Raw genomic sequence first — 20698 nt, forward strand, 5'->3', positions numbered from 1 at the left:
GGCGGCAACGACACGCTGGGCGGCTGGGGCGGCGACGACGACATGAACGGCAACCAGGGCCGCGACCTGCTCTACGGCGACGGCGGGCGGGACATCGTGCGCGGCGGCCAGGACAACGACACCGTCTATGGCGGCTCGGGCAGCGACCTCCACCTCAACGGCAACCGCGGCGACGATCTCGTCTTCGGCGAGGACGGCGACGACACCATCCATGGCGGTCCCGACCAGGACCAGCTCTATGGCGGCAGCGGGAACGACGTCATCAACGGCGATCTCGGCAACGACACGATGTGGGGCGGCTTCGGCGCCGACCGCTTCCAGATCGCGGCCGGCGGCGGCGTCGACGTGATCGGCGACTTCGACGTCGTCGGCGGCGACACGATCCGTCTTCCGGCCAACGTGAACGGCTCGGGCATCACCAATTTCGCGACCCTGGTGGCCCACACGGTCGACCAGAACGGCGACGCGGTGATCGACCTCGGCGGCGGCAACCGGCTGATCCTCGACGGCGTCTCGAAGATGATGCTGCAGCCGAACGACTTCATCTTCGGCTGAGGACGGCCGCTCAGGGCGCTCCCGCCCCGCCAGGGACGGGGGCGTCCGCCGCCGTGAAGTGCGCCCAGGCAGCGTCGTTGACGGCATAGACGGTGGCGTCGGCGACGGCATTGAAGGCGACCATGCCGGCGGCGACGACCGGGTTGCCGGAGATCAGCCATGCCGAGGCGAAGACCCGGCCCGAGTTGGCGAGCGTATAGGTCGCCGACTTGATCGGCACCCGCTGCAGTGCCTCGCCGCGATCGGCGGGTGGCGATACCCTGCCCCACGCGGTCTCGTGCAGGAAGTGCAGGATCGGCTCGGTCACCAGCGAGGCGACGGCAAGGACCCCGCCGGCCGCGATCCCGCCCGCGAACAGCGCGCCATAGACGAAGTCGTTGAAGGACGACACGACCTGATAGGTGGCGGTGCGCCGGGCGATGCGCTCGACCTCGCTCGGCGGCGCAGGCTCGGCCACCGTCTGGGCCTGGGCCAGAGCCTGGGTTCCGGGCGTCCACAGCATTCCGACCAGCAGGGCGGTCGCGATCGGGCGGCGCCCGTCGATCCACATCCCAGCCTCCCGTTTCCACTGCCCCCACCCCCAGTCTATCCGGCGGCGGCGGTCATGTCCCCCGCGGCTTCGCCCGACGGGTCGGCAGCGCCTCGCGCGGGTCCTCGGGCCAATGGTGGCGGGGATAGCGGCCGCGCAGGTCGGCGCGCACCTCGCGGTAGCCGCGGTCCCAGAAGCCCGCCAGGTCCTGGGTGACCTGCACCGGCCGCCCCGCGGGGGACAGGAGGTGGACCAGCACGGGAACCCGGCCGTCGGCGACCGTCGGCGTCGCTCGCAGCCCAAACATCTCCTGCAGTCGCACCGCCAGCACCGGCTGCTCGCCCTGGCCGTACTCCAGCGGGATGCGCGAGCCCGAGGGGACCGTCAGATGGGTCGGGGCCTCGGCGTCGAGGCGCCGCGCGGCCGTCCGGCCGAGGAGGTCGGTCAGCAACCGGGCAAGATCGAGCCGGGCGAGGTGGGCCGGCTGCGTTGCCCGGTCGAGATGCGGCGCAAGCCAGGATTCGAGGCCGTCGAGGAGCGCCTGGTCCGACAGGTCGGGCCAGTTGGCGGCGCCCTCGACCCGGCGCATCAGGCCGACGCGGGACCGGAGCTGGCGCGCTTCCGGCGTCCACGGCAGCGCGTCGAGCCCGAGTTCGCGGATGCCGGCCAGCATGGCCGCCGCGAGCGCCTCCGGATCGGCGCGGGGCAGGGGGGCGTCCTCCAGCACCAGCCGGTCGAGCCGTCGCTCGCGCCGCGCCGCGACGCTGCGGCTGCGGCTGTCCCATTCGATCCGGTCGACGCTCTCGATCCGATCGGCGAACCGGTCCGTGATCTCGGCCAGGGTCAGCGGGGCGGCGAGGAAGATGCGGGCACGCTGCCGGTCGCCGTCGAGGGCGGCGATCGCCAGCCACTCCTCGACCAGGAGCGGGTCGCCCTCGGGCAGGACGGCGGCGCCGCCGCCCGTCATGCGGTAGAGGCCGCGCGGGTCGCTGCGGCGGGCGACCCGGTCGGGATAGGCCAGCGCCAGCAGCGCGCCTGCGGTCGCCGTCGCGGCGTCCTCGGTCGGTCGCGCCCCGGCGGCCCGCGCGAGGTCGCGGGCGAGGGCATGGGCGCGCGCGAAGGGGCCGCGATGGCCCGCCTGGAGGCGGCTGCGCAGGTCGGCGTCGCCGCGGCCGGCGAGCGGATCGCGCTCGGCGAGGAGGGCCGCGATGCGGCAGGCGAGCCAGGCGTCGCCCGGATCGGGCGCACCGGCGATCATGCGGGCGAGGCGGGGGTGGACGCCGATCCGTGCCATGCGCCGGCCGGTGGCGGTCGGCCGCCCCTCGGCGTCGACGGCGTCGAGGCGCCGCAGCAGGCCCATCGCCTGTTCCAGCGCGGCGGCGGGCGGCGGGTCGAGCCAGGCCAGTGTCGCCGGGTCGCGCACGCCCCAGACGGCGAGCTCGAGCGCCAGCGGCGCCAGGTCGGCCGAGCGGATCTCCGGCGGGTCGAAGGCGGCGAGCGCGCGGTGCTCGGCCTCGGTCCACAGCCGCTCGCAGACGCCGGGGGCGACGCGCCCCGCGCGGCCGCGGCGCTGCTCGGCGGCCGCCACCGAGACCGGTACGGTGACGAGCCGCGTCATGCCGGTGCGGGGGTCGAACCGGGGCGCCCGCCGCTGCCCGGAATCGACGACCGTGCGGACGCCCTCGATGGTCAGGCTGGTTTCCGCGATGGCGGTGGCGAGCACGATCTTGCGCCGCCCGGGCGGCGCCGGCGCGATCGCACGGTCCTGATCCGCCGGCGCGAGGTCGCCATGCAGCGCCATGACATCGACGCCGGGATCGGCCAGCGTCTCGGCCAGGCGGCGTTCGGCCCGCCGGATCTCGGCCATGCCGGGCAGGAAGACGAGCACGTCGCCCGGCCGCTGCGCCAGGGCGCGGCGGGCGGCGTCGGCGGCGCGCAGCTCGACCGGGCCCTCGCCGGGGCGCTCCGCGTGACGGACTTCGACCGGGAACATGCGACCCTCGGCGGCGATCGCCTCGGCGTCGGGGATCAGGGCCAGCAACGGCGCGGAGTCGAGGGTCGCCGACATGACGACGAGGCGGAGGTCGGGGCGGAGTGCGGCCCGCGATTCCAGCGCCAGCGCCAGCGCCAGATCGGCATCGACGCTGCGCTCGTGGAACTCGTCGAACAGCACGGCGGCGACGCCGTCCAGCTCCGGGTCCGACTGGATGCGGCGCAGGAAGATGCCTTCGGTGACGACCTCGATGCGGGTCGCCGGGCCGACCCGGCTGTCGAGCCGGACGCGGTAGCCGACGAGGCCGCCCGGCATCTCGCCGCGGTTGGCGGCGATGCGCGCGGCGGCGGAGCGGGCGGCGAGGCGGCGCGGTTCCAGCATCAGGATGCGGCCGTCGCCGCGCCACGCGGCGTCGAGCAGTGCCGGCGGCACTGCGGTCGTCTTGCCGGCGCCGGGCGGGGCGCGCAGGACGACCGGGCGGTTTCGCGCCAGCGCGTCCGCGATCGCCGGGATCACGGCATGGATGGGGAGGTCGGTCATCGGCAGGCGGCGGGGCAAAAGAAAACCGCCGCTGCGGACGCAGCGGCGGCTCGGCAGGACTGGTCGGCGGCCCCACGCGCGGGGCCGCGCCGACCGTGGCTCAGACGATCTCGACCGAGGTCGCCTCGCGGCCCTTCTGGGTCGGGACCACGGTCATGCGGACCGCCTGCTCCGGCTCCAGGGTCGCGATGTGCGAGCGCTTCAGGGTGTTGGAATGGACGAAGATGTCCTTGCCGCCGTCGGGCGCGGCGACGAAGCCGAAGCCCTTCTCGACGGAGTACCACTTCACGGTCCCTTCCATCTCGGTCGGGTCGCCCATGGGGGCGTCGCGCTCGGGGCGCGGCGGCCGGGCACCGCCGCCGCCGCCCATCGGGGCGCGCGGGCGCGGCGCGGCGGCCGTGCTCGAATCGACCGACAGGATGCGGGCGACCTGGCGACCCTTCTGGCCGGTGCCGATCTCGCAGCGGATGGTCGTGCCTTCGGCGATCTCGGTGAGACCCGCGCCTTCGACCACCGAGACGTGCAGGAACGCGTCGCCCGACCCGTCCACCGGGGTGACGAAGCCGAAGCCCTTGGTGGGGTTGAACCACTTCACCGAGGCGTCCACGGTCACGGTCGGACCACCCATCGCCGCCGACGACGAGGGGAAACGCGGTGCCGCGGACGGGTAGGGGGAACGCGGCGCCGGATAGTAGTTGTCGTCGGGGAAGCCGCGACGCGTGCGATCGCCTCGGCCGTAGGGTTTGTTGCTCATGTGCTCGGGTCCAAAGTCGGGATCGTCATCAACAGGGCTCTACCGGTCGCGCATCCACGCATCGACTGCACAGGATATGGCAGCTCTGCGAACTCACTGCGGGCCAGATACGTCTTTCGGCAGTCACTGTTCACAAAACATAACACGAATTGAACAGGTCGAATAGCCGCATCGGCGACGATTCCGAGTCGATCTACCCGTCAATTCAACGCGGCGGATCGCCGAACAGGGCCTGTCGCCCGACCGGTGAGCCGAACATCGCGCGGTTGTCGTGGCCGACCCCCGGCACCACGGCCAGCCGGTGCCCGACCGTCGCCGGTCGGGCCAGGAGACCGAGATAGGCGAAGTAGGCCTGGCCGCGTCCGAGGCGGTGCGGGCCCTGGAGCCGGGCGGCGCAGGTGCGGTCGAGGAAGCGGTGCCGCGGATCGTCGTCCGACCCGCCGAGCAGCCAGACGACGTCGCGCGCCAGGAAGCGCGCGAGGAGCCGGTCCGGCGGCACGCCGTCGAGATAGGGGACCGGCTGCTCCAGCCCATACTTGTAGCGGTCGAAGCCGGCGCAGCCGGGCGCCGGCTCGGCGAAGCCGCCGCCGTCCGCGGCCGGGCGGCGGCGGTCGAAATAGAGATAGGAGGAGGGGTTGGCGACGACCCATCGGACGGCGATCCCGGCCGCGGCGAGCGCGTCGTCGCCGCGGCCGGCGGCGGCGTAGCGCGCGAGGACCTGGCCGCCGGCCGAATGGCCGGCGACGATCACGCGGCGCAGCGCCGGAAAGCGGCCGCGGTCGGCCAGGTGCCGGAGCAGCGCGTCGAGGGCGGCGAAGGAACTGGCGGCCGCCGGATCGAGCCCGGCCGGCGCCACCGCGCCGGCGCCCTCCTTCCAGCCTTCCAGTGTCCACAGCGGCAGGTCGTCGGCGAGGCGGTGGCCGCCCGCCGCGGCGGCGCCGTCGGGCTCGGCCAGGAACTGCGGCGCGATGACGAGCGTGCGCCCGGCCGGTGCCGCCTCGCCGACCGCCGCCACCATGCCGTCGAGATAGGTGTCGGCATTGCGCAGCGTGCCGTGGAGGACGACGACGACCCGCTCGACGTCGCCGGCGCCGGCGATGTCGCCGTCGGCGAAGACCGGCAGCCGCAGCCGCCGGTCTCCGGCCGGGAACGGCACCGACTGGTCGCCGACGCGGGCGACCGGGGCCCGTTGCCCGGGCCCGCGGCCGGCGCGCTCCTGGGCGGCGATGTCGGAACCGGCGAAGGTCATGGCGGCGAGCAGCAGGAGAAATCGGGCGCGGCGGCGCGACGGACGCATGGGGCAGCCCCAGCGGGATGGCGAATCATGGCATAGCACGCCCGGGGCGTGCGCGGGGCATGGCACGTCCGATGCGTGTGCAGGAGGCCCGGCCGATGTCCGAAATCGAGTTCTGGTACGAGTTCGCCAGCCCCTATGCCTATCTTGCCGCGGCGCGCATCGAGGGCCTGCTGGCCGCCCGCCCACTGCGTGTCCGCTGGCGGCCGCTGCTGCTCGGCCCGATCTTCCAGCGCCGGCCCGGCCATGCCTCGCCGTTCCAGGAACCGGCGCCGGCCGAGGCCGCCTATCGGCGCCGCGACGTCGAGCGCTGGGCGGTGCGGTACGGATTTCCCCTCGTCTGGCCGCGCCACTATCCGCGCTCGAGCCTGCTCGGCGCCCGGGTCGCCCTGCTGGGCGCGGACGAGGGCTGGGCGGCGCCGTTCTCCCGCGCGGTCTACCATGCGAGCTTCGTCGAGGACCGCGACATCGCCGATCCGGTCACCATCGCCGCCATCCTCGACGCGATGGGCCTGCCGGCCGATGCCATCGTCGCCCGCGCCACCCAGCCTGCCCACAAGGCCCGGCTGGCGGCGACGGTCGAGGAGGCGATGGCCAAGGGCATCTTCGGCGCGCCGAGCTTCGTCGCCGCGGGCGAAGTCTTCTGGGGCAACGATCGGCTGGAGCAGGCGATCGACTGGGCGCTGCGCCCGGAGGTCCGGCTGCCGCGATAGGGTCACGGCAGCGCCGCGCTGGCGGCGCCGTCGGGACGCGCCAGGAGAAGCGTCTCCCGGCCGCCGGCGGCGATGCCGAGCACGGCGCGGGCGGTGCCCCCGGGCCCGTTCATCGTCGCCAGCACGGTCTCGGAATCGGCCGCCAGCACCAGCCGCGGGCGGCCGTCGCCGAGGACGATGCGGGCGCCCCCGGAATGGGCCTGGACGACGGCGCGGGTGGCACCCGCGGCATCGGTCAGGCCGATGAAGCCGTCCTCGCCTTCGGTGGTGAGCAGGATGCGCGCCTGGCCGCGCCCATCGACGATCGTCAGGCGGCGCAGTTCCAGTTCCGCCGGGCCGGACCGGCCGGCCGCGGCGCTGCCCGAGAGGGCGGCGATCGCGCCGGCGGCCCCGGCGAGGAGGCCGGCCGCGGCCAGGGCGCGCCAGCGACCGATCCGCCGTTCCAGGCGGTCGAGACGGCGGGCGAGGGCGGCGAGGTCCTGGGGAGGCGGCGTCGGCATCGATCGGTTCCGTCCGGTTGCGGCGGCACATGCTAGCATCGCCGGCGTCCGCCCTGCCGGAGTACCCGAGCCGTGACCGAGCCGCCTGCGACCGACAAGGATATCGTCCGCACCACCTGCCCCCGCGACTGCTACGACGGCTGCGGCATCGTCGTGCATCGGCGGGACGGGCGCATCGCCCGGGTGCTGGGCGACCCTGCGCATCCGGTCAGTCGCGGCGGGCTCTGCGGCAAGTGCGCCATCGCCTACAACGGCGTCTGGCTCGATCCGCAACGGCGGGTCCTGCGCCCGCTGCGGCGGAGCGGGCCCAAGGGCGCCGGCCGCTTCGAGCCCGCCACCTGGGACGAGGCGCTGGCGGCCATCTCCCACCGCCTCCGGCAGGTGGTGGCGGGGCCGGGGGCGGAAACGGTCGTCCATGCCCATTACACCGGTACCTGCTCGGTCGTCGCCAACGGCTTTCCCAACCGCTTCTTCCACCGGCTCGGCGCGACCGAGGTCGAGCCGGACACGGTGTGCAACAACGCCGGCTACGCCGCCCTCGAATATGTCTACGGCACGGCGGTCAAGGGCTTCGACCCGCGCACCGCCCGGGACGCCGCGGCGATCCTGGTCTGGGGCTGCAACCCCTCGGCCTCGGCGCCGCACGCCCACCGCTACTGGCTGCCCGAGGCGCCGGGCCGGAAGATCGTCGTCGACCCGGTGCGCCACGACACGGCGCGCGCGGCCGATCTCCACCTGCAGCCGTTTCCCGGCAGCGACGCCGCGCTCGCCTTCGCGATGATGCACGTCCTGCGGCGCGAGGGGCTGGTCGACCAGGCCTATCTCGCCGCCCATGCCGTCGGCTGGGACGAACTGGCGCCGCAACTGGCCGCCTGCACGCCCGAATGGGGCGAGGCCCAGACCGGCGTGCCGGCGGCCGACATCGTCGCGGCGGCGCGGATCTACGGCGCCGGCCCGTCCCTGCTGTGGATCGGGCAGGGGCTGCAGCGCCAGCCCCAGGGCGGCAACATCGTCCGCGCGGTGGCGCTGCTGCCGGCCGTCACCGGCAATCTCGGCAAGCCCGGGGCCGGCGTCTACTATCTCAACGGCAAGGGCGCCACCCGCGGCATGGACCTGGGGGCGATCTCCGGCGCCCACCTGCGGCGCGGACCGGCGCGGACCATCGGGCACATGGAACTCGCCGCGCATCTGGCCGACCCGGCGCGGGCGCAGGCGTTCTTCTGCTGGAACATGAACGTCGCCGCCTCGGCGCCGAACCAGACGGCGCTGCTGGCGGCGCTGTCGCGCGAGGACCTGTTCACCGTCGTCGTCGACCCGTTCGCGACCGATACCGCACGCTATGCCGACTGGGTGCTGCCGGCCGCGACGTTCCTCGAGTTCGACGACCTCGCCGGCTCCTACTTCCACATCTCGCTCGGCGCCCAGGCCAAGGCGGCCGAGCCGATGGGCGAGAGCCTGCCCAACGCCGAGATCTTCCGGCGTCTCGCCCGGGCCATGGGCTACGACGAACCCGAGCTCCAGGAGAGCGACCGTGCGATGATCGACCGCCAGCTCGCGCTGGCGCTGCCCGGCACGTCCTTCGAGGACCTGGCCGCGGTCGGCACCATGCCGGTCGGACGGGAAGCGGCCGTCTATTTCGCCGACGGGCGCTTTCCGACGCCGAGCGGCCGGATCGAGATCGCGAGCGCGGCCGCGGAAGCGGCGGGGCACGGCCGGCTGCCGAGTGCCGCCGCCGATCCGCGGCCGGCGGGCGGGCGCCTGCGGCTGCTGACGCCGGCCTCGCGCTGGCTGATGAATTCGAGCTACGGCAACGACCCGGGGATCCTCGGCAAGCTCGGGCCGGCGGCGGTGGTGCTGCACCCGGACGATGCGGCCGAGCGCGGTCTCGCGGCCGGCGACCGGGTCGTCCTCCGCAACCGCACGGGCAGCCTCGCGCTCGATCTGGCGGTCGCCCCGATCGTGCCGCGGGGCGTCGCCCTCGCCGACAAGTCGCGCTGGCTCGACGGCGGCGCCAACGTCAATGTGCTCAACCCCGGTCTCGTCGCCGACATGGGGCGCAGCACCGCGCTCCACGGCGTCGAGGTCACCGTGTCCCGCGCCGGAGCTGCTGCATGACCGATCGTTCTTCCCCGTCCTCCGGCCGCGGCTGGGCGATGCGCACCCGGGTCGCCCAGGCGCTGGGGCACATCGATCCCGAGACCCGCGGCGTGGTGCCGCCGATCCACCTCGCCACGACCTATATCCGCGACCCGGACAACCAGTATCGCAGCGGCTTCATCTACGGCCGGCCGGACAACGCGACCGTGCGCGAAGCCGAGGCGCTGGTCGCCGCGATGGAGGGTGCGGCCGACGCGATCGTCACCGGCTCCGGCACCTCGGCGGCGACGGCGGTCTTTCTGGCGCTGGCGCCGGGGGACCACGTCATCGCGCCCAAGGTCATGTACTGGTCGCTGCGCCGCTGGCTGATGGCGGAGGCGACCGGCTGGGGCCTCCGGGTCGAGCTGGTCGACACCGCCGACCTCGACGCGCTCGCCGCCGCCGTCCGCCCGGGCGAGACGAAGCTGGTGTGGACCGAGACGCCGTCGAACCCGATGTGGTCGCTGACCGACATCGCCGGCGCGGCGGCGATCGCGCACCGGGCCGGCGCCGCGCTCGCCGTCGATTCGACCTGCGCCAGCCCGGTTCTGACCCGGCCGCTGGAGCATGGCGCCGACATCGTCATGCACTCGGCGACCAAGTACATGAACGGCCATTCCGACGTCGTCGCCGGTGCCCTGGCGACGGCCGCGCCGGGTCCCTTGTGGGAGCGCATCCGCCGCAACCGCACGACGCTGGGCCAGATCCTGGGGCCGCTGGAGGCGTTCCTGCTGATCCGCGGCATGCGCACCATGCCGCTGCGCGTCGCCGCCGCCTGCGCCTCCGCCGCGACGCTGGCCGAACGCTTCGCCGGCCATCCGCGGGTCGCCGAGGTGCTCTATCCGGGCCTGCCGACGCACCCCGGCCATGCGGTGGCGAAGAAGCAGATGGCGGGCGGCTTCGGCGGCATGCTCAGCATCCGCGTCCATGGCGGCGAGCGGGCCGCGATCGACGCCGCCGCGCGGGTCGAGCTGTGGAAGCGGGCGACCTCGCTGGGCGGCGTCGAGAGCCTGATCGAGCACCGCGCCTCGATCGAGGGCGAGGGCTCGCCCTGCCCGACGGACCTGCTGCGCCTCTCGACCGGCATCGAGGACGTGGACGACCTCTACGCCGACCTGGACCGCGCGCTGCGGGCGGCAAACGCGTGAGCGGGAAACCTACCGCGGCTTGGCAATCCTTGCCATCGCCCCGCCAGAGAAGCGCCGGGCGCCGGCGACGCAGAGGACGACCCAGGCGGTGGCGAGGACCATCGTTCCCGGCACCGGCTCCTGCAGCAGCAGGCCGGCCAGCAGCAGGCCGAGGAAAGGCTGGAGGAGCTGCAACTGCCCGACGCCGGCGATGCCGCCCTGCGCCAGGCCGCGATACCAGAAGACGAAGCCGACCAGCATGCTGAAGACGGAGACGTAGGCGAGGCCGATCCAGGCCGGCATGCCGACGCCGCTCCAGGTGCCGGGCAGGGTCCAGACGCCCATGGCCGCCATCGCCGGCAGCGACAGCAGCAGGGCCCAGGAAATGACCTGCCAGCCGCCGAGCCGGCGCGACAGATGTGCGCCCTCGGCATAGCCCAGTCCGCAGGCGACGATGGCGGCCAGCATCAGCAGGTCGCCGGCGAGCGACCCGCCGCCCCCCTGCGACAGGGCGAAGCCGGCGACCGCGGCCGAGCCGAGCAGCGAGAACAGCCAGAAGGCGGGCCGCGGCCGCTCGCCGCCGCGGACGACTGCGAAGACGGCGGTGGCGACCGGCAGCAGGCCGATGAAGACGACCGAGTGCGCCGCCGTGATGTGGCGCAGCGCGAGCGCCGTCAGCAGCGGGAAGCCGACGACGACGCCGAGCGCGACGATGGCGAGGGGGAGGAGGTCGCCGCGCGCCGGGCGTGCCTGTCGCAGGCCGAAGAGCAGGGCCGCGCCGAGCAGCGCGGCGATCACGGCGCGTGCCGAGGTCAGGAACAGCGGCGAGAAATCGGCGACGGCGACGCGCGTCGCCGGCAGCGAGCCGCTGAAGATGACGACGCCGAGCAGCCCGTTGCCCCAGCCGACCATCGTCCGTTCCATGCCGCGCCCTCGCTTCCGTGAGCGTCGCCGGATAGCAGCCCCGGGCGCCGATCGGAACGGACGGATGCATACAATATCGTCAGACTGTATTGGTATGCTTTCCCACACAGAGGCGGGACGGACGATGGCGGCAGGCGAGGGGACCCGGACGAGCGCGCTCATGCTGGCCGTGCGCCGGCGGATCGCCACCCGCGCGCTGGCGCCGGGCGACCGCCTGCCGTCGGTGCGCAGCTTTGCCCGGACCATGGGGGTTTCGCCCTCCACGGTCGTCGAGGCCTACGACCGTCTGGCGGCCGAAGGCACGATCCGCGCCCGGCGCGGCTCCGGCTTCTATGTGACGGGGGCCAACCTGCCGCCGCTGGCGGTGGCGGAGATGGGGGCGCCGCGCGACCGCGCCGTCGACCCGTTCTGGGTGTCGCGCCAGTCTCTCGACGCCGATCCGACCGTCCTCAAGCCCGGCTGCGGCTGGCTGCCGGCGGACTGGATGCCCGGCGGCGCGATCCGCCGTGCCCTGCGGGCGCTGGCGCGTGGCGGCGACGCCGTCCTCGCCGACTATGGCGGCACGCTGGGGGCGCCGGCGCTGCGCCGGCTGCTGCTGGCCCGCTTCGCCGAGGAGGGCCTCGCCGCGGCGCCGGACCAGGTCATGCTGACCGGTTCGGGAACCCAGGCGATCGACCTCGTCTGCCGCCTGCTGCTGCGGCCGGGCGACACGGTGCTGGTCGACGACCCCTGCTACTTCAATTTCCGCGCCCTGCTGGCGGCGCACCAGGTGCGCATCGTCGGCGCGCCCCATACGCCGACCGGCCCCGACATCGCCGGTTTCGAGCGGGTCCTGGCGGCGGAGGCGCCGCGCCTCTACATCACCAACTCGGCGCTGCACAACCCGACCGGGGCGAGCCTCTCGCCCAGCACCGCCCACCGCGTGCTCACCGCGGCTGCGGCCCGGGACGTGACGATCGTCGAGGACGACATCTTCGCCGATTTCGAGCCGGACCCGTCGCCCCGTCTCGCGGTCCTGGACGGCCTCGACCGGGTCCTCCGGATCGGCAGCTTCTCCAAGACGCTGTCGGCCTCGCTGCGCTGCGGCTATGTCGCGGCCCGGGCGGACTGGATCCGGCGCCTGGTCGACCTCCAGATCGCCACCAGCTTCGGCGGCCCGAGCCCGCTGGCGACGGAGGCGATCGCCGCCGTGCTGTCGGGCGGCCTCTACCGCAAGCACCTGGAGGAGGTCCGCCGGCGCCTGGTGCAGGCGCGCCGGAGGGCGACGGATCGCCTCGCGCCGCTCGGCATCGTGCCGGCGATCGTGCCGCGCGGCGGCTTCTATCTCTGGTGCCGCCTGCCGGACGACCGCGATTCCGCCGTCGTCGCCCGCCGCTGCCTCGCGGAGGGCGTCGTCCTGGCGCCGGGCAACGTCTTCAGCGTCTCCCAGTCCGCCGCCCCCTTCCTGCGCTTCAACGTCGCCCAGATGGACGACGAGCGCGTATTCGCGGCGCTGGAGCGGGCGCTGCGGCGGGAGGGCGCCGCCGATGCCGGTTGATGGTGGCCCCTGCCGGGGTCGAACCGGCACGCCCGAGGGCTCGCGATTTTAAGTCGCGTGCGTCTACCAGTTCCGCCAAGGGGCCATGGGCGACGATGATAGCGCCGGCCGGCGGCGTCAGGCGATGCCGTCGGTGCCGGCGCCGCAGACGATGACCGCGACCCGTTCGTCGGGCCGCGGCCGGTAGGCGCCGGTCGTGAGGGCGGCGACGGCGGCGGCGCCGGACATCTCGGCGGCGATCGCATGCTCGGACCAGAGCCAGCGCGCGGCCGCCCGCATCGCCGGATCGTCGACCAGGACGATGTCGTCGACATGCGCCTGGATGGCGGCGAAGGTGGCCTCCGCGGAACGCCGGGGCGCCAGCGTGCCGGCCTCGGTGGTGATCGCCGGCAGGGTGACGAGATGCCCCGCCCGCCGGCTCTCGCGCAGGGTCGGCGCGCCCACCGGTTCGATGCCGACCACGCGCACGCCGGGCCGGATCGCCTTGACCGCCGTTGCGACCCCGGCGGCGAGACCGCCGCCGCCGATCGCCACCAGCAGCGTCTCCGCGTCCGGAACCTGCTCCAGCAGTTCCAGGCCGAGCGTGCCCTGGCCGGCCATCACCATCGGATCGGCGAAGGGGTGGATGTAGGCCTGGCCGGACCTGGCGGCATGGGCGAGCGCCGCCTCGTTGCTCTCGTCCCAGACCTGGCCGGTGACCCTAACGTCCGCGCCCCACTGCTCGATCTTCGCGACCTTGGCGGCCGGTACCGAGGCCGGCAGGAAGATCGTCGTCGGCAGCCCGGCCCGCCAGCCGACATAGGCGACGGCCAGTCCGTGGTTGCCGCCCGACGCCGTCGTCAGGCCGCGGGCCGCCGCCGCCGGATCGAGCGACCGCAGCGCGTTGGTGGCGCCGCGCGGCTTGAAGGAGCCGGTCACCTGCAGGCACTCGAGCTTGAGCGCCACCCGTCCGGGCAGCGGCTCGCGGGCGGGCGCCGCCTCGACCACGGGGGTGTGCCGCAGCGCGCCGGCAATGCGGGCGCGCGCCTGGCGGATATCGTCCAGCGTCACGGTCATCGGGAGACTCCGGGGTGGGGCCGGCTTGGCGGGCCGCCATCAATAGCGGTCGAGATACTCCCGCGCCAGATCGACCGTGTCGGCCCGCCCGACGGCATTCCAGTGCCGGTCGAGCCACTCGCCGGCGGCCCGGCGGCCGCGGTCGCGCAGGTCGCAGAGGAAGGCCCAGTCGGGGTTGAACTTGCTGGCGACGCTGAGGTCCATCAGCTCCTTGTCGGCCCGGATCGCGTGCATCCGGATGTCGCGCAGCCGGTGGCGGTGCTCGTCCTTCAGCCAGTCCTCGCGGACCAGCCGCTTGACGAAGCGGATGGCGCGCAGTTCGGCGATCAGCGAGGCGTTGAAGGTGATCTCGTTGGTGCGGTTGTCGATCTCGGGCGCCGTGCGCGGGACGGTGTCGCGCTCGATCGGGTTGACGTGCAGGACCAGCAGATCTTCGGTCCGGGTGTAGTAGAAGAAGGGCCAGAGCGACGGGTTGCCGACATAGCCGCCGTCCCAGTAGCTCTCCCCCTCGATCTCCACCGCCTTGGAGAGGAAGGGCAGGCAGGCCGAGGCCATCACCGCGTCGAGCGTCACCTCCTGGCCGCGGAAGACGCGGACCCGGCCGGTCCGCACGTTGGTGGCGCTGACGAAGAGGCGGGTGTTCCGGCACTGCCGCAGCGCCTCGAAATCGACGAGGCGGCCGACGATGTCGCGCAGCGGGTCGAACCCCATCGGGTTGAACTCGTAGGGCGACAGCATCCCCGTCATGGCGGCGAAGGCGCGGTAGGCGGGAACCTGGTCGAGGTTCCAGGAGCCGGTCCACCAGTGCCCCCAGGCGCTGGCGCCGATCGGGCTGAAGACGCTGCCGGCGTGGCTGACCTGGCGCCAGAACTCCTCCAGCAGGCGGCGGGCCCCGTCGGCGCCGCCCGTCATCTTGCCGAAGGCGTAGACGACGGCGTTCATCGAGCCGGCGCTGGTGCCGGACAGGCCCTCGATTTCGAGGCGGCCGTCCTCCAGCAGGCGGTCGAGCACGCCCCAGGTAAAGGCGCCATGGGCGCCGCCGCCCTGGATCGCGACGTTGATCGGCTTGGCGCCCGGCTGCGGGATCGACTGGAGAGCGTCCGGAATGGCGGCCGGCGCGGCCGGGATGTCGTCGGTCATGCCCTGCCGACATAGGGTGCTTGCTGCATTGCAGCAAGCCCGCTCCCGCGTCAGCGGATTTCAGCGGCTGACGTAGCCGTCCGCCAGGTCGTCGGCGATGCGCTCCGGCTCGCGGCGGGCGGGATCGCCCCAGCCGCCGCCGCCCGAGGTGACGAGGCGGACGGCGTCCCCCGCCGCCAGCGGCAGGCCCGCGACCTTGGAGGGCAGGGGCTGCCAGGCGCCGCCGACCCGGCGCACCTCCAGCCGGCCGGTGGCCCCGGGCCGGCCGCCTTCGAGGCCGTAGGGGGCGAACTTGAAGCGGTCGAGATTGGCGGCGAGCCGACCCTCCGGTGCGGTCACCTCGAAGCTGCGCTCCAGGCCCGTGCCGCCGCGGCGGTAGCCGGCGCCGCCGGTGTCGGGGGCGAGGCCGTAGCGCAGGAAGCGCACCGGATATGTGGCCTCGATCATCTCGACCGGCGAGCTCGAGATATTGTGGAAGCCGCAGGAGAAGGCGGACGCCCCGTCGGCGTCGGGGTGGCCGCCCCAGCCGCCGCATTCGAGGTCGAAATAGACCTGCCGACGGCCGTCTGCGCGCGTCGTCCCGACCGCGTAGGCATAGCTGACGCCGTAGTAGGCGGCCGGGATCTGCCCCGGCAGGGCGGCGGCGAAGGCGCCCATGACGGTGTTGACGATGCGGTGGCCGGTCGCCATGCGGTTGGCGACGGGCGCCGGCGACCGGGCGTTGACGACCGTGCCGGGCGGGGCCGAGATGGCGATCGGGCGGTAGCATCCCGCATTGGCGGGGATGTCGGCCCCGATCGCCATCATGACGCCGCAGATGACGGCCGAACTCGTCATGTTGAGGGTGCAGTTGACGGGTCCCGCCGCCTGCGGGCTGGAGCCGGCGAGGTCGACCGCGATACGGTCGCCCGCGACCGTCAGGGTGGCGCGGATCGCGAGCGGCCGGTCCTCGATGCCGTCGTCGTCGACATGGTCGGTGAAGCTCCACGAGCCGTCGGGCATGGCGGCGATGGCGCGCCGCATCGCCGCCTCGGACTGGTCGAGGATGGCGTCGGCCGCGGCCTGGAGCGTGTCCGCCCCCCAGCGCCGGGCGAGGCGCTGGAGGTTGGCGACGCCGACGTCGAGGGCGGCGAGCTGGGAGGCGAAGTCGCCGCCGACATTCTCGGGCTCGCGGCTGTTGCGCAGCAGCAGCTGGATCACCGCCTCGTTGCGCCGGCCACGCTCGACCAGCTTCAGGGGCGGGATGCGGAAGCCCTCGTGGAAGATTTCGGTCGCCTGGGCGTAGTAGCTCCCGGGGGCGCCGCCGCCGACGTCGAGATGGTGGACGAGGATGCCGGCGATGGCGACCAGCCGCCCGGCCTCGAAGACCGGCTTGAAGGTCTGGATATCGGGCAGGTGCTGGCCGCCGGCGTAGGGGTCGTTGGTGACGACGACGTCGCCGTCCTCCCAGCTTTCGAGCGGGAACGGGCCGGCCAGGATGTCGGCGAGGCAGCTCGGCATCGAGTTGAGGTGCACCGGCATCCGCGCCGCCTGGGCGACGCTGCGGCCCTTCGCGTCGAAGACGCAGGTCGAGTAGTCGAGGATTTCCCGCACGACCGACGACCGGCTGGTGCGCCAGACGGTGACGCTCATCTCCTCCGCCGCCGCGACCAGCGCGTGGCGGATGATCTCCAGCCGGATGGGATCGGGCGCCATGCTCACGTCCGGTCGGTCTCGGCGGCGCGGGGCTGCCAGGTCATCAGCCGGCGCTCGACGACGCCGACGACGGCGTCGAGCAGCAGCGCGAAGGCGGTCAGCACGGCGATGCCGGCGAAGACGGTGTTGATGTCGAACGTCGTCTCCGCCTGGAGGATGAGGTAGCCGACGCCGCGGGCGGAGCCCAGATACTCGCCCACCACCGCGCCGACGAAGGCGAGGCCGACGGCGTTGTGCAGGCTGGCGAAGACCCAGCTCATGGCGCTCGGCAGGTAGATCGCCGACAGGAGCTGGCGGCGGTTCGCCCCCAGCATGCGGGCGTTGGCGAGGATGTTCGGGCTGACCTCGCGCACCCCCTGGTAGACGTTGAAGAAGACGATGAAGAAGACGAGGGTGACGCCGAGCGCCACCTTCGACCACATGCCGAGCCCGAACCAGACCGCGAAGATCGGCGCCAGCACGACGCGCGGCATCGAGTTGGCAGCCTTGATGTAGGGATCGAGGATGGCCGAGGCGGTCGGCGACAGGCCGAGCCAGAGGCCGATCAGCAGGCCGGAGACGGAGCCGATGGCAAACGCCAGCGCCGTCTCGACCAGCGTGATCCAGAGATGGCCATAGATCTCGCCGCTGACGAACCAGTCGACGATGCGGGCCGCGACCTTGAGCGGCTCGCCGAAGAAGAAGGCGGCGCGGTTGCTGGTCGCGAAGTAGAAGTTGGGCAGGAGGCCGGGCTTGGTCAGGACGTGCCAGGCGACGAGGACGAAGGCGAGCACCAGCACCTGATAGAGGCGCAGGCGGAACTGGCTGATGCGCGGACGGGTCGCCATGGCGCTAGGCCGCCCGCTGCTTGGCGTAGGCCTTCAGGACTTCTTCCTTCATGACGTTCCAGATGTCGCGGTGGAAGGCGAGGAAGCCCGGCGCCAAGCGGATTTCGGCGACGTCGCGCGGCCGCGGCAGGTCGATCAGGAAATCGCCGATCGGGCGCGTGCCGGGGCCGGCCGAGAGCGCGACCACCCGGTCCGAGAGCGCGATCGCCTCCTCGAGGTCGTGGGTGATGAAGAGCACGGTCTTGCGGTCCGCCGCCCACAGCGCCAGGAGTTCGTTCTCCATGAGCTGGCGGGTCTGCACGTCGAGCGCGGAGAAGGGTTCGTCCATCAGCAGGATGTCGGGGTCGAGGATCAGCGTCTGGGCGAGTGCCAGACGCTTGCGCATCCCGCCCGAAAGCTGGTGCGGATAGCGGTCGCCGAAGCCGGCGAGGCCGACGCGGCGCAGCCATTCCTCGCCCCGCTCGACCGCCTCGCGCTTCGGCACGCCGCGGAATTCCAGGCCGGCGACGACGTTGCCGATGGCGTTGCGCCACGGCATCAGCGCGTCGGCCTGGAACATGTAGCCGGCCCGGCGGTTGACCTGGCCGTCGAACGCCATGGGCTCGCCGAAGACCTCGACCCTGCCGGCGGACGGGGCCAGCAGGCCGGCCGCGACGTTGAGCAGGGTCGACTTGCCGCAGCCGGTCGGCCCGACCACCGACACGAACTGGCCGGGCTCGATGACCAGCGTCGTGTCGGCGACCGCGGTGTAGGTGCCCTGGCCGTCCGGCGACGGGAAGCGGCAGGTGATGTCGCGCAGCGCCAGCGCCGGGGCAGCCATCGGCGGATCAGGCCTTGTACTTCTCGGCTGCCTTGCTGGCGAAGGCGTTGGTCCAGGTGAGGTCGAGCTTGACGGTGTCCGGCTTCACGTTGGCGTCCGACGCCGCCATGAACTTGAGGCAGGTCGCCGGCGCCCCCTCGGGCATGACGCCGTCCGGCGACATCACCTCGCGGACGTTGGCGAACGCCTTCTTGTAGAGTTCGCGGTCGCCCAGCAGGTAGGCCGCCGGCACCGTGTCGGCGACCTGGTCGGGCGTGGCGGTCTGCAGCCAGCGGTTCGCGCGCACGATCGCGTTCGCCATCGCCTGCACGGTGTTCGGGTTCGCCTTGACGAACTCGGCGGTCGAATAGAGCGAGGCGGCCGGGAGCGGGCCGCCGAAGACGTCGATGTTGCCCTGCATGGTGCGGGTGTCGAGGACGACCTTGATAGCGCCCTGCTGCTGCAGCATCGTCACCGCGGGATCGGTCTGCGAGATGCCGTCGATCTCGCCCTTGTCGACCGCGGCCACCACCGAGGCGCCGGCGCCGACGCCGATCGCGGCGACGTCGGACGGCTTCAGCCCGGCCTTCGAGATCCAGTAGTTGACCAGCATGTGGGTGCTCGACCCGGGCGCGCTGACGCCGAACTTCATGCCCTTGACGTCGGCCGCCGACTTCACCTTGTCGGCGCGGTCGCTCTTGATGCCGATGGCGATCTGCATGCCGCGGCCGATCAGCACGAAGGACTGCACCATCTGGCCGCGCGCCTGCATGCGGATCGTGTGCTCGTAGGCGCCGGCGACGACGTCGGCGCTGCCGCCGACCAGCGCCTGGAGCGAGCGGCTGCCGCCGGCGAAGTCGCTGATCTCGACGTCCAGGCCCTCGTCCTTGAAGAAGCCCTTCTGCTCGGCGATCGTCAGCGCGAGATAGTAGAGGGCCGACTTGCCGCCGACGGCCAGCGCCACCTTCGGCTTCTCGATCTTGCCCTGCGCGAAGAGCGGGCCGGTCCAGGCACCGCCCACGAGGCCGGCACCGGCCAGCGCGGCGGTCGACTGCAGCAGGCGGCGACGGCCGAGGCGCTTGTCCAGCATGGTCGCGTTCCTCCACGTTGGTTGACGTCGGGGAATCTCGCGTTCCCCGGATGGCCGGCAGGATGCCCAAGCGGCCGGAAGCCGTCCACAAGTCTGTGCCGCCGTGGCAGATTGCCGTCATGGCCACCACGCTGTTCTCCAAGGTCTGGAACGACCACGTCGTCGAGGAGCGGCCGGACGGGTCCGTCCTGCTCTATATCGACCGCCACCTGATCCACGACGCCACCAGCCCGCAGGCCTTCTCGGCCCTGCGGGCGGAGGGGCGCTCCGCCCGCCACCCCGCCGCCGCGCTCGCCGTCGCCGATCATCTGGTGCCGACCGACGGCCGCCCGGCGCCGCCGCGGCTGGCGGCCCAGATCGCGGCGCTGGAGGCGAACGCGCGCGGCTTCGGGATTCCCCTCCTGCCGCTGGGCGGGCCGACGCAGGGGATCGTCCATGTCGTCGGCCCGGAGCAGGGCTTCGTCCTGCCCGGCCTCACCGTCGTCTGCGGCGACAGCCACACCTCGACCCACGGCGCCTTCGGCGCGCTCGCCTTCGGCATCGGCACGTCGGAGGTCGAGCACGTCATTGCCACCCAGACCCTGGTGCAGACCCGCCCGCGGGAGATGCGCATCGCCATCTCGGGGCGGCTCGGCCCCGGCGTCGCGGCGAAGGACGTGGCGCTGGCGGTCATCGCCACCGTCGGCGCCGCCGGCGGTGCCGGCCACGCGGTCGAGTATGCGGGCCCGACGGTGGCGGCGATGGCGATGGAAGAGCGCATGACGCTCTGCAACATGACGATCGAAGCCGGCGCCCGCACCGGCATGATCGCCCCGGACGCGACGGCGCTCGCCTGGCTGGAGGGCCGGCCGATGGCGCCCGCCGGCGCGGCATGGGCGGCGGCCACGGCCTACTGGCGGACGCTCGCCAGCGATCCCGGCGCGCGCTTCGATCGCGAGGTGGCGGTCGACGTTTCGAAGCTCGAGCCGCAGGTGACCTGGGGAACGAACCCGGCCCAGACGGTGGCGGTCACCGGCCGGGTGCCCGATCCCGAGGCGATCGACGATCCCGCCCTGCGTCAGGCGGCGCGGCGCGCGCTCGCCTACATGGACCTGGCGCCGGGCACGGCGATGGCCGACATCCGGCCGACCCGGGTCTTCATCGGCTCCTGCACCAATGCCCGGCTGTCCGATCTTCGGGCGGCGGCCGCGGTCGCCCGCGGACGCCGGGTCGCCGATGGCGTGACGGCCCAGGTCGTTCCCGGCTCCGGCCTGGTCCGCCGCGCCGCCGAGGCCGAGGGGATCGACCGCCTCTTCCGGGAGGCGGGGTTCCAGTGGCACGAGCCCGGCTGCTCGATGTGCGTCGCCATCAACGGCGATCGGGTGGCGCCCGGCGAGCGCTGCGCCTCGACGTCCAACCGCAACTTCGAGGGGCGGCAGGGGCCGGGCGCGCGCACCCACCTCGTCAGCCCGGCGATGGCGGCCGCGGCCCCTCCATCCCACCCCCACCG

17 protein-coding genes, 1 tRNA gene and 1 pseudogene are annotated in these 20698 nt (G+C 73.4%); 6 read left to right on the plus strand and 13 right to left on the minus strand.

Going from position 1 to position 20698, the window contains the following annotated elements; all coding sequences use genetic code 11:
* On the plus strand, positions 1 to 555 hold a 555-nt coding region (locus ACE3Q3_RS09570), incomplete at its 5' end, for a calcium-binding protein (protein ID WP_374445013.1).
* A 10-nt stretch (positions 556 to 565) separates the two neighbouring features.
* Here ACE3Q3_RS09570 and ACE3Q3_RS09575 read toward each other — a convergent pair.
* The 4 genes from ACE3Q3_RS09575 to ACE3Q3_RS09590 form a co-directional block, all read right to left on the minus strand.
* Complete coding sequence (locus ACE3Q3_RS09575) at positions 566 to 1105, minus strand: hypothetical protein (RefSeq protein ID WP_374445015.1); 540 nt, start codon at positions 1103 to 1105, stop codon at positions 566 to 568.
* Positions 1106 to 1157: 52 nt separating this feature from the next.
* The gene (hrpB, locus tag ACE3Q3_RS09580; RefSeq protein ID WP_374445018.1) at positions 1158 to 3617 is read right to left on the minus strand and encodes an ATP-dependent helicase HrpB; all 2460 of its coding nucleotides are present in this window, start codon (positions 3615 to 3617) and stop codon (positions 1158 to 1160) included.
* Between the two features lie 100 nt (positions 3618 to 3717).
* Positions 3718 to 4230 carry a cold shock domain-containing protein gene (locus tag ACE3Q3_RS09585; RefSeq protein ID WP_374445020.1) on the minus strand — a complete coding sequence of 171 codons (513 nt, stop codon included), beginning with the start codon at positions 4228 to 4230 and terminating at the stop codon, positions 3718 to 3720.
* Positions 4231 to 4576: 346 nt separating this feature from the next.
* Positions 4577 to 5668 (minus strand): hypothetical protein, encoded by a 1092-nt coding sequence (locus ACE3Q3_RS09590; RefSeq protein ID WP_374445023.1) that lies wholly within the window; start codon positions 5666 to 5668, stop codon positions 4577 to 4579.
* A 95-nt stretch (positions 5669 to 5763) separates the two neighbouring features.
* Between ACE3Q3_RS09590 and ACE3Q3_RS09595 the strand changes: the two genes are divergently transcribed.
* The gene (locus ACE3Q3_RS09595; RefSeq protein WP_374445026.1) at positions 5764 to 6378 is read left to right on the plus strand and encodes a 2-hydroxychromene-2-carboxylate isomerase; all 615 of its coding nucleotides are present in this window, start codon (positions 5764 to 5766) and stop codon (positions 6376 to 6378) included.
* Between the two features lie 2 nt (positions 6379 to 6380).
* Here the strand turns inward: ACE3Q3_RS09595 and ACE3Q3_RS09600 are convergent, their stop codons facing one another.
* Positions 6381 to 6878 carry a hypothetical protein gene (locus tag ACE3Q3_RS09600; RefSeq protein ID WP_374445029.1) on the minus strand — a complete coding sequence of 166 codons (498 nt, stop codon included), beginning with the start codon at positions 6876 to 6878 and terminating at the stop codon, positions 6381 to 6383.
* Between the two features lie 72 nt (positions 6879 to 6950).
* On the opposite strand from ACE3Q3_RS09600, the gene ACE3Q3_RS09605 reads away from it, so the two are divergent.
* Together ACE3Q3_RS09605 and ACE3Q3_RS09610 are read left to right on the plus strand one after the other, a co-directional pair.
* Positions 6951 to 8993 carry a molybdopterin-dependent oxidoreductase gene (locus ACE3Q3_RS09605; protein WP_374445032.1) on the plus strand — a complete coding sequence of 681 codons (2043 nt, stop codon included), beginning with the start codon at positions 6951 to 6953 and terminating at the stop codon, positions 8991 to 8993.
* Complete coding sequence (locus ACE3Q3_RS09610; RefSeq protein ID WP_374445034.1) at positions 8990 to 10162, plus strand: PLP-dependent aspartate aminotransferase family protein; 1173 nt, start codon at positions 8990 to 8992, stop codon at positions 10160 to 10162. The genes ACE3Q3_RS09605 and ACE3Q3_RS09610 overlap by 4 nt, the downstream gene beginning before the upstream one ends.
* A gap of 9 nt (positions 10163 to 10171) precedes the next feature.
* Here ACE3Q3_RS09610 and ACE3Q3_RS09615 read toward each other — a convergent pair whose 3' ends face one another.
* On the minus strand, positions 10172 to 11065 hold the full coding sequence (locus tag ACE3Q3_RS09615; protein WP_374445037.1) for a DMT family transporter: 894 nt from the start codon (positions 11063 to 11065) through the stop codon (positions 10172 to 10174).
* Positions 11066 to 11189: 124 nt separating this feature from the next.
* On the opposite strand from ACE3Q3_RS09615, the gene ACE3Q3_RS09620 reads away from it, so the two are divergent.
* Positions 11190 to 12602 carry a PLP-dependent aminotransferase family protein gene (locus ACE3Q3_RS09620; RefSeq protein ID WP_374445040.1) on the plus strand — a complete coding sequence of 471 codons (1413 nt, stop codon included), beginning with the start codon at positions 11190 to 11192 and terminating at the stop codon, positions 12600 to 12602.
* Here the strand turns inward: ACE3Q3_RS09620 and ACE3Q3_RS09625 are convergent.
* The 7 genes from ACE3Q3_RS09625 to ACE3Q3_RS09655 form a co-directional block, all read right to left on the minus strand.
* Positions 12603 to 12687: transfer RNA gene (locus ACE3Q3_RS09625), tRNA-Leu, on the minus strand.
* A gap of 32 nt (positions 12688 to 12719) precedes the next feature.
* Positions 12720 to 13658: a threonine/serine dehydratase gene (locus ACE3Q3_RS09630; RefSeq protein WP_374445042.1), complete on the minus strand. Its 939-nt coding sequence runs from the start codon at positions 13656 to 13658 to the stop codon at positions 12720 to 12722.
* A 39-nt stretch (positions 13659 to 13697) separates the two neighbouring features.
* On the minus strand, positions 13698 to 14798 hold the full coding sequence (locus ACE3Q3_RS09635; protein ID WP_374445045.1) for a patatin-like phospholipase family protein: 1101 nt from the start codon (positions 14796 to 14798) through the stop codon (positions 13698 to 13700).
* Between the two features lie 60 nt (positions 14799 to 14858).
* A complete protein-coding gene (locus ACE3Q3_RS09640) occupies positions 14859 to 16493 on the minus strand; it encodes a hydantoinase B/oxoprolinase family protein (protein ID WP_374445047.1) in 1635 nt (544 codons plus the stop codon).
* 2 nt (positions 16494 to 16495) lie between these two features.
* Positions 16496 to 17320, minus strand: a complete 825-nt coding sequence (locus ACE3Q3_RS09645) for an ABC transporter permease (protein ID WP_374445049.1) — start codon at positions 17318 to 17320, stop codon at positions 16496 to 16498.
* A 4-nt stretch (positions 17321 to 17324) separates the two neighbouring features.
* A complete protein-coding gene (locus tag ACE3Q3_RS09650; RefSeq protein ID WP_374445051.1) occupies positions 17325 to 18140 on the minus strand; it encodes an ABC transporter ATP-binding protein in 816 nt (271 codons plus the stop codon).
* Between the two features lie 7 nt (positions 18141 to 18147).
* On the minus strand, positions 18148 to 19209 hold the full coding sequence (locus ACE3Q3_RS09655) for an ABC transporter substrate-binding protein (RefSeq protein WP_374445053.1): 1062 nt from the start codon (positions 19207 to 19209) through the stop codon (positions 18148 to 18150).
* Between the two features lie 119 nt (positions 19210 to 19328).
* Here ACE3Q3_RS09655 and leuC point away from each other — a divergent pair.
* Positions 19329 to 20678: pseudogene (gene leuC, locus ACE3Q3_RS09660) on the plus strand (3-isopropylmalate dehydratase large subunit); the annotation flags it as partial.
* Positions 20679 to 20698: the final 20 nt, after the last annotated feature.

The sequence above is a fragment of the Allostella sp. genome, assembly GCF_041913585.1.
Lineage (GTDB): Bacteria > Pseudomonadota > Alphaproteobacteria > ATCC43930 > Allostellaceae > Allostella.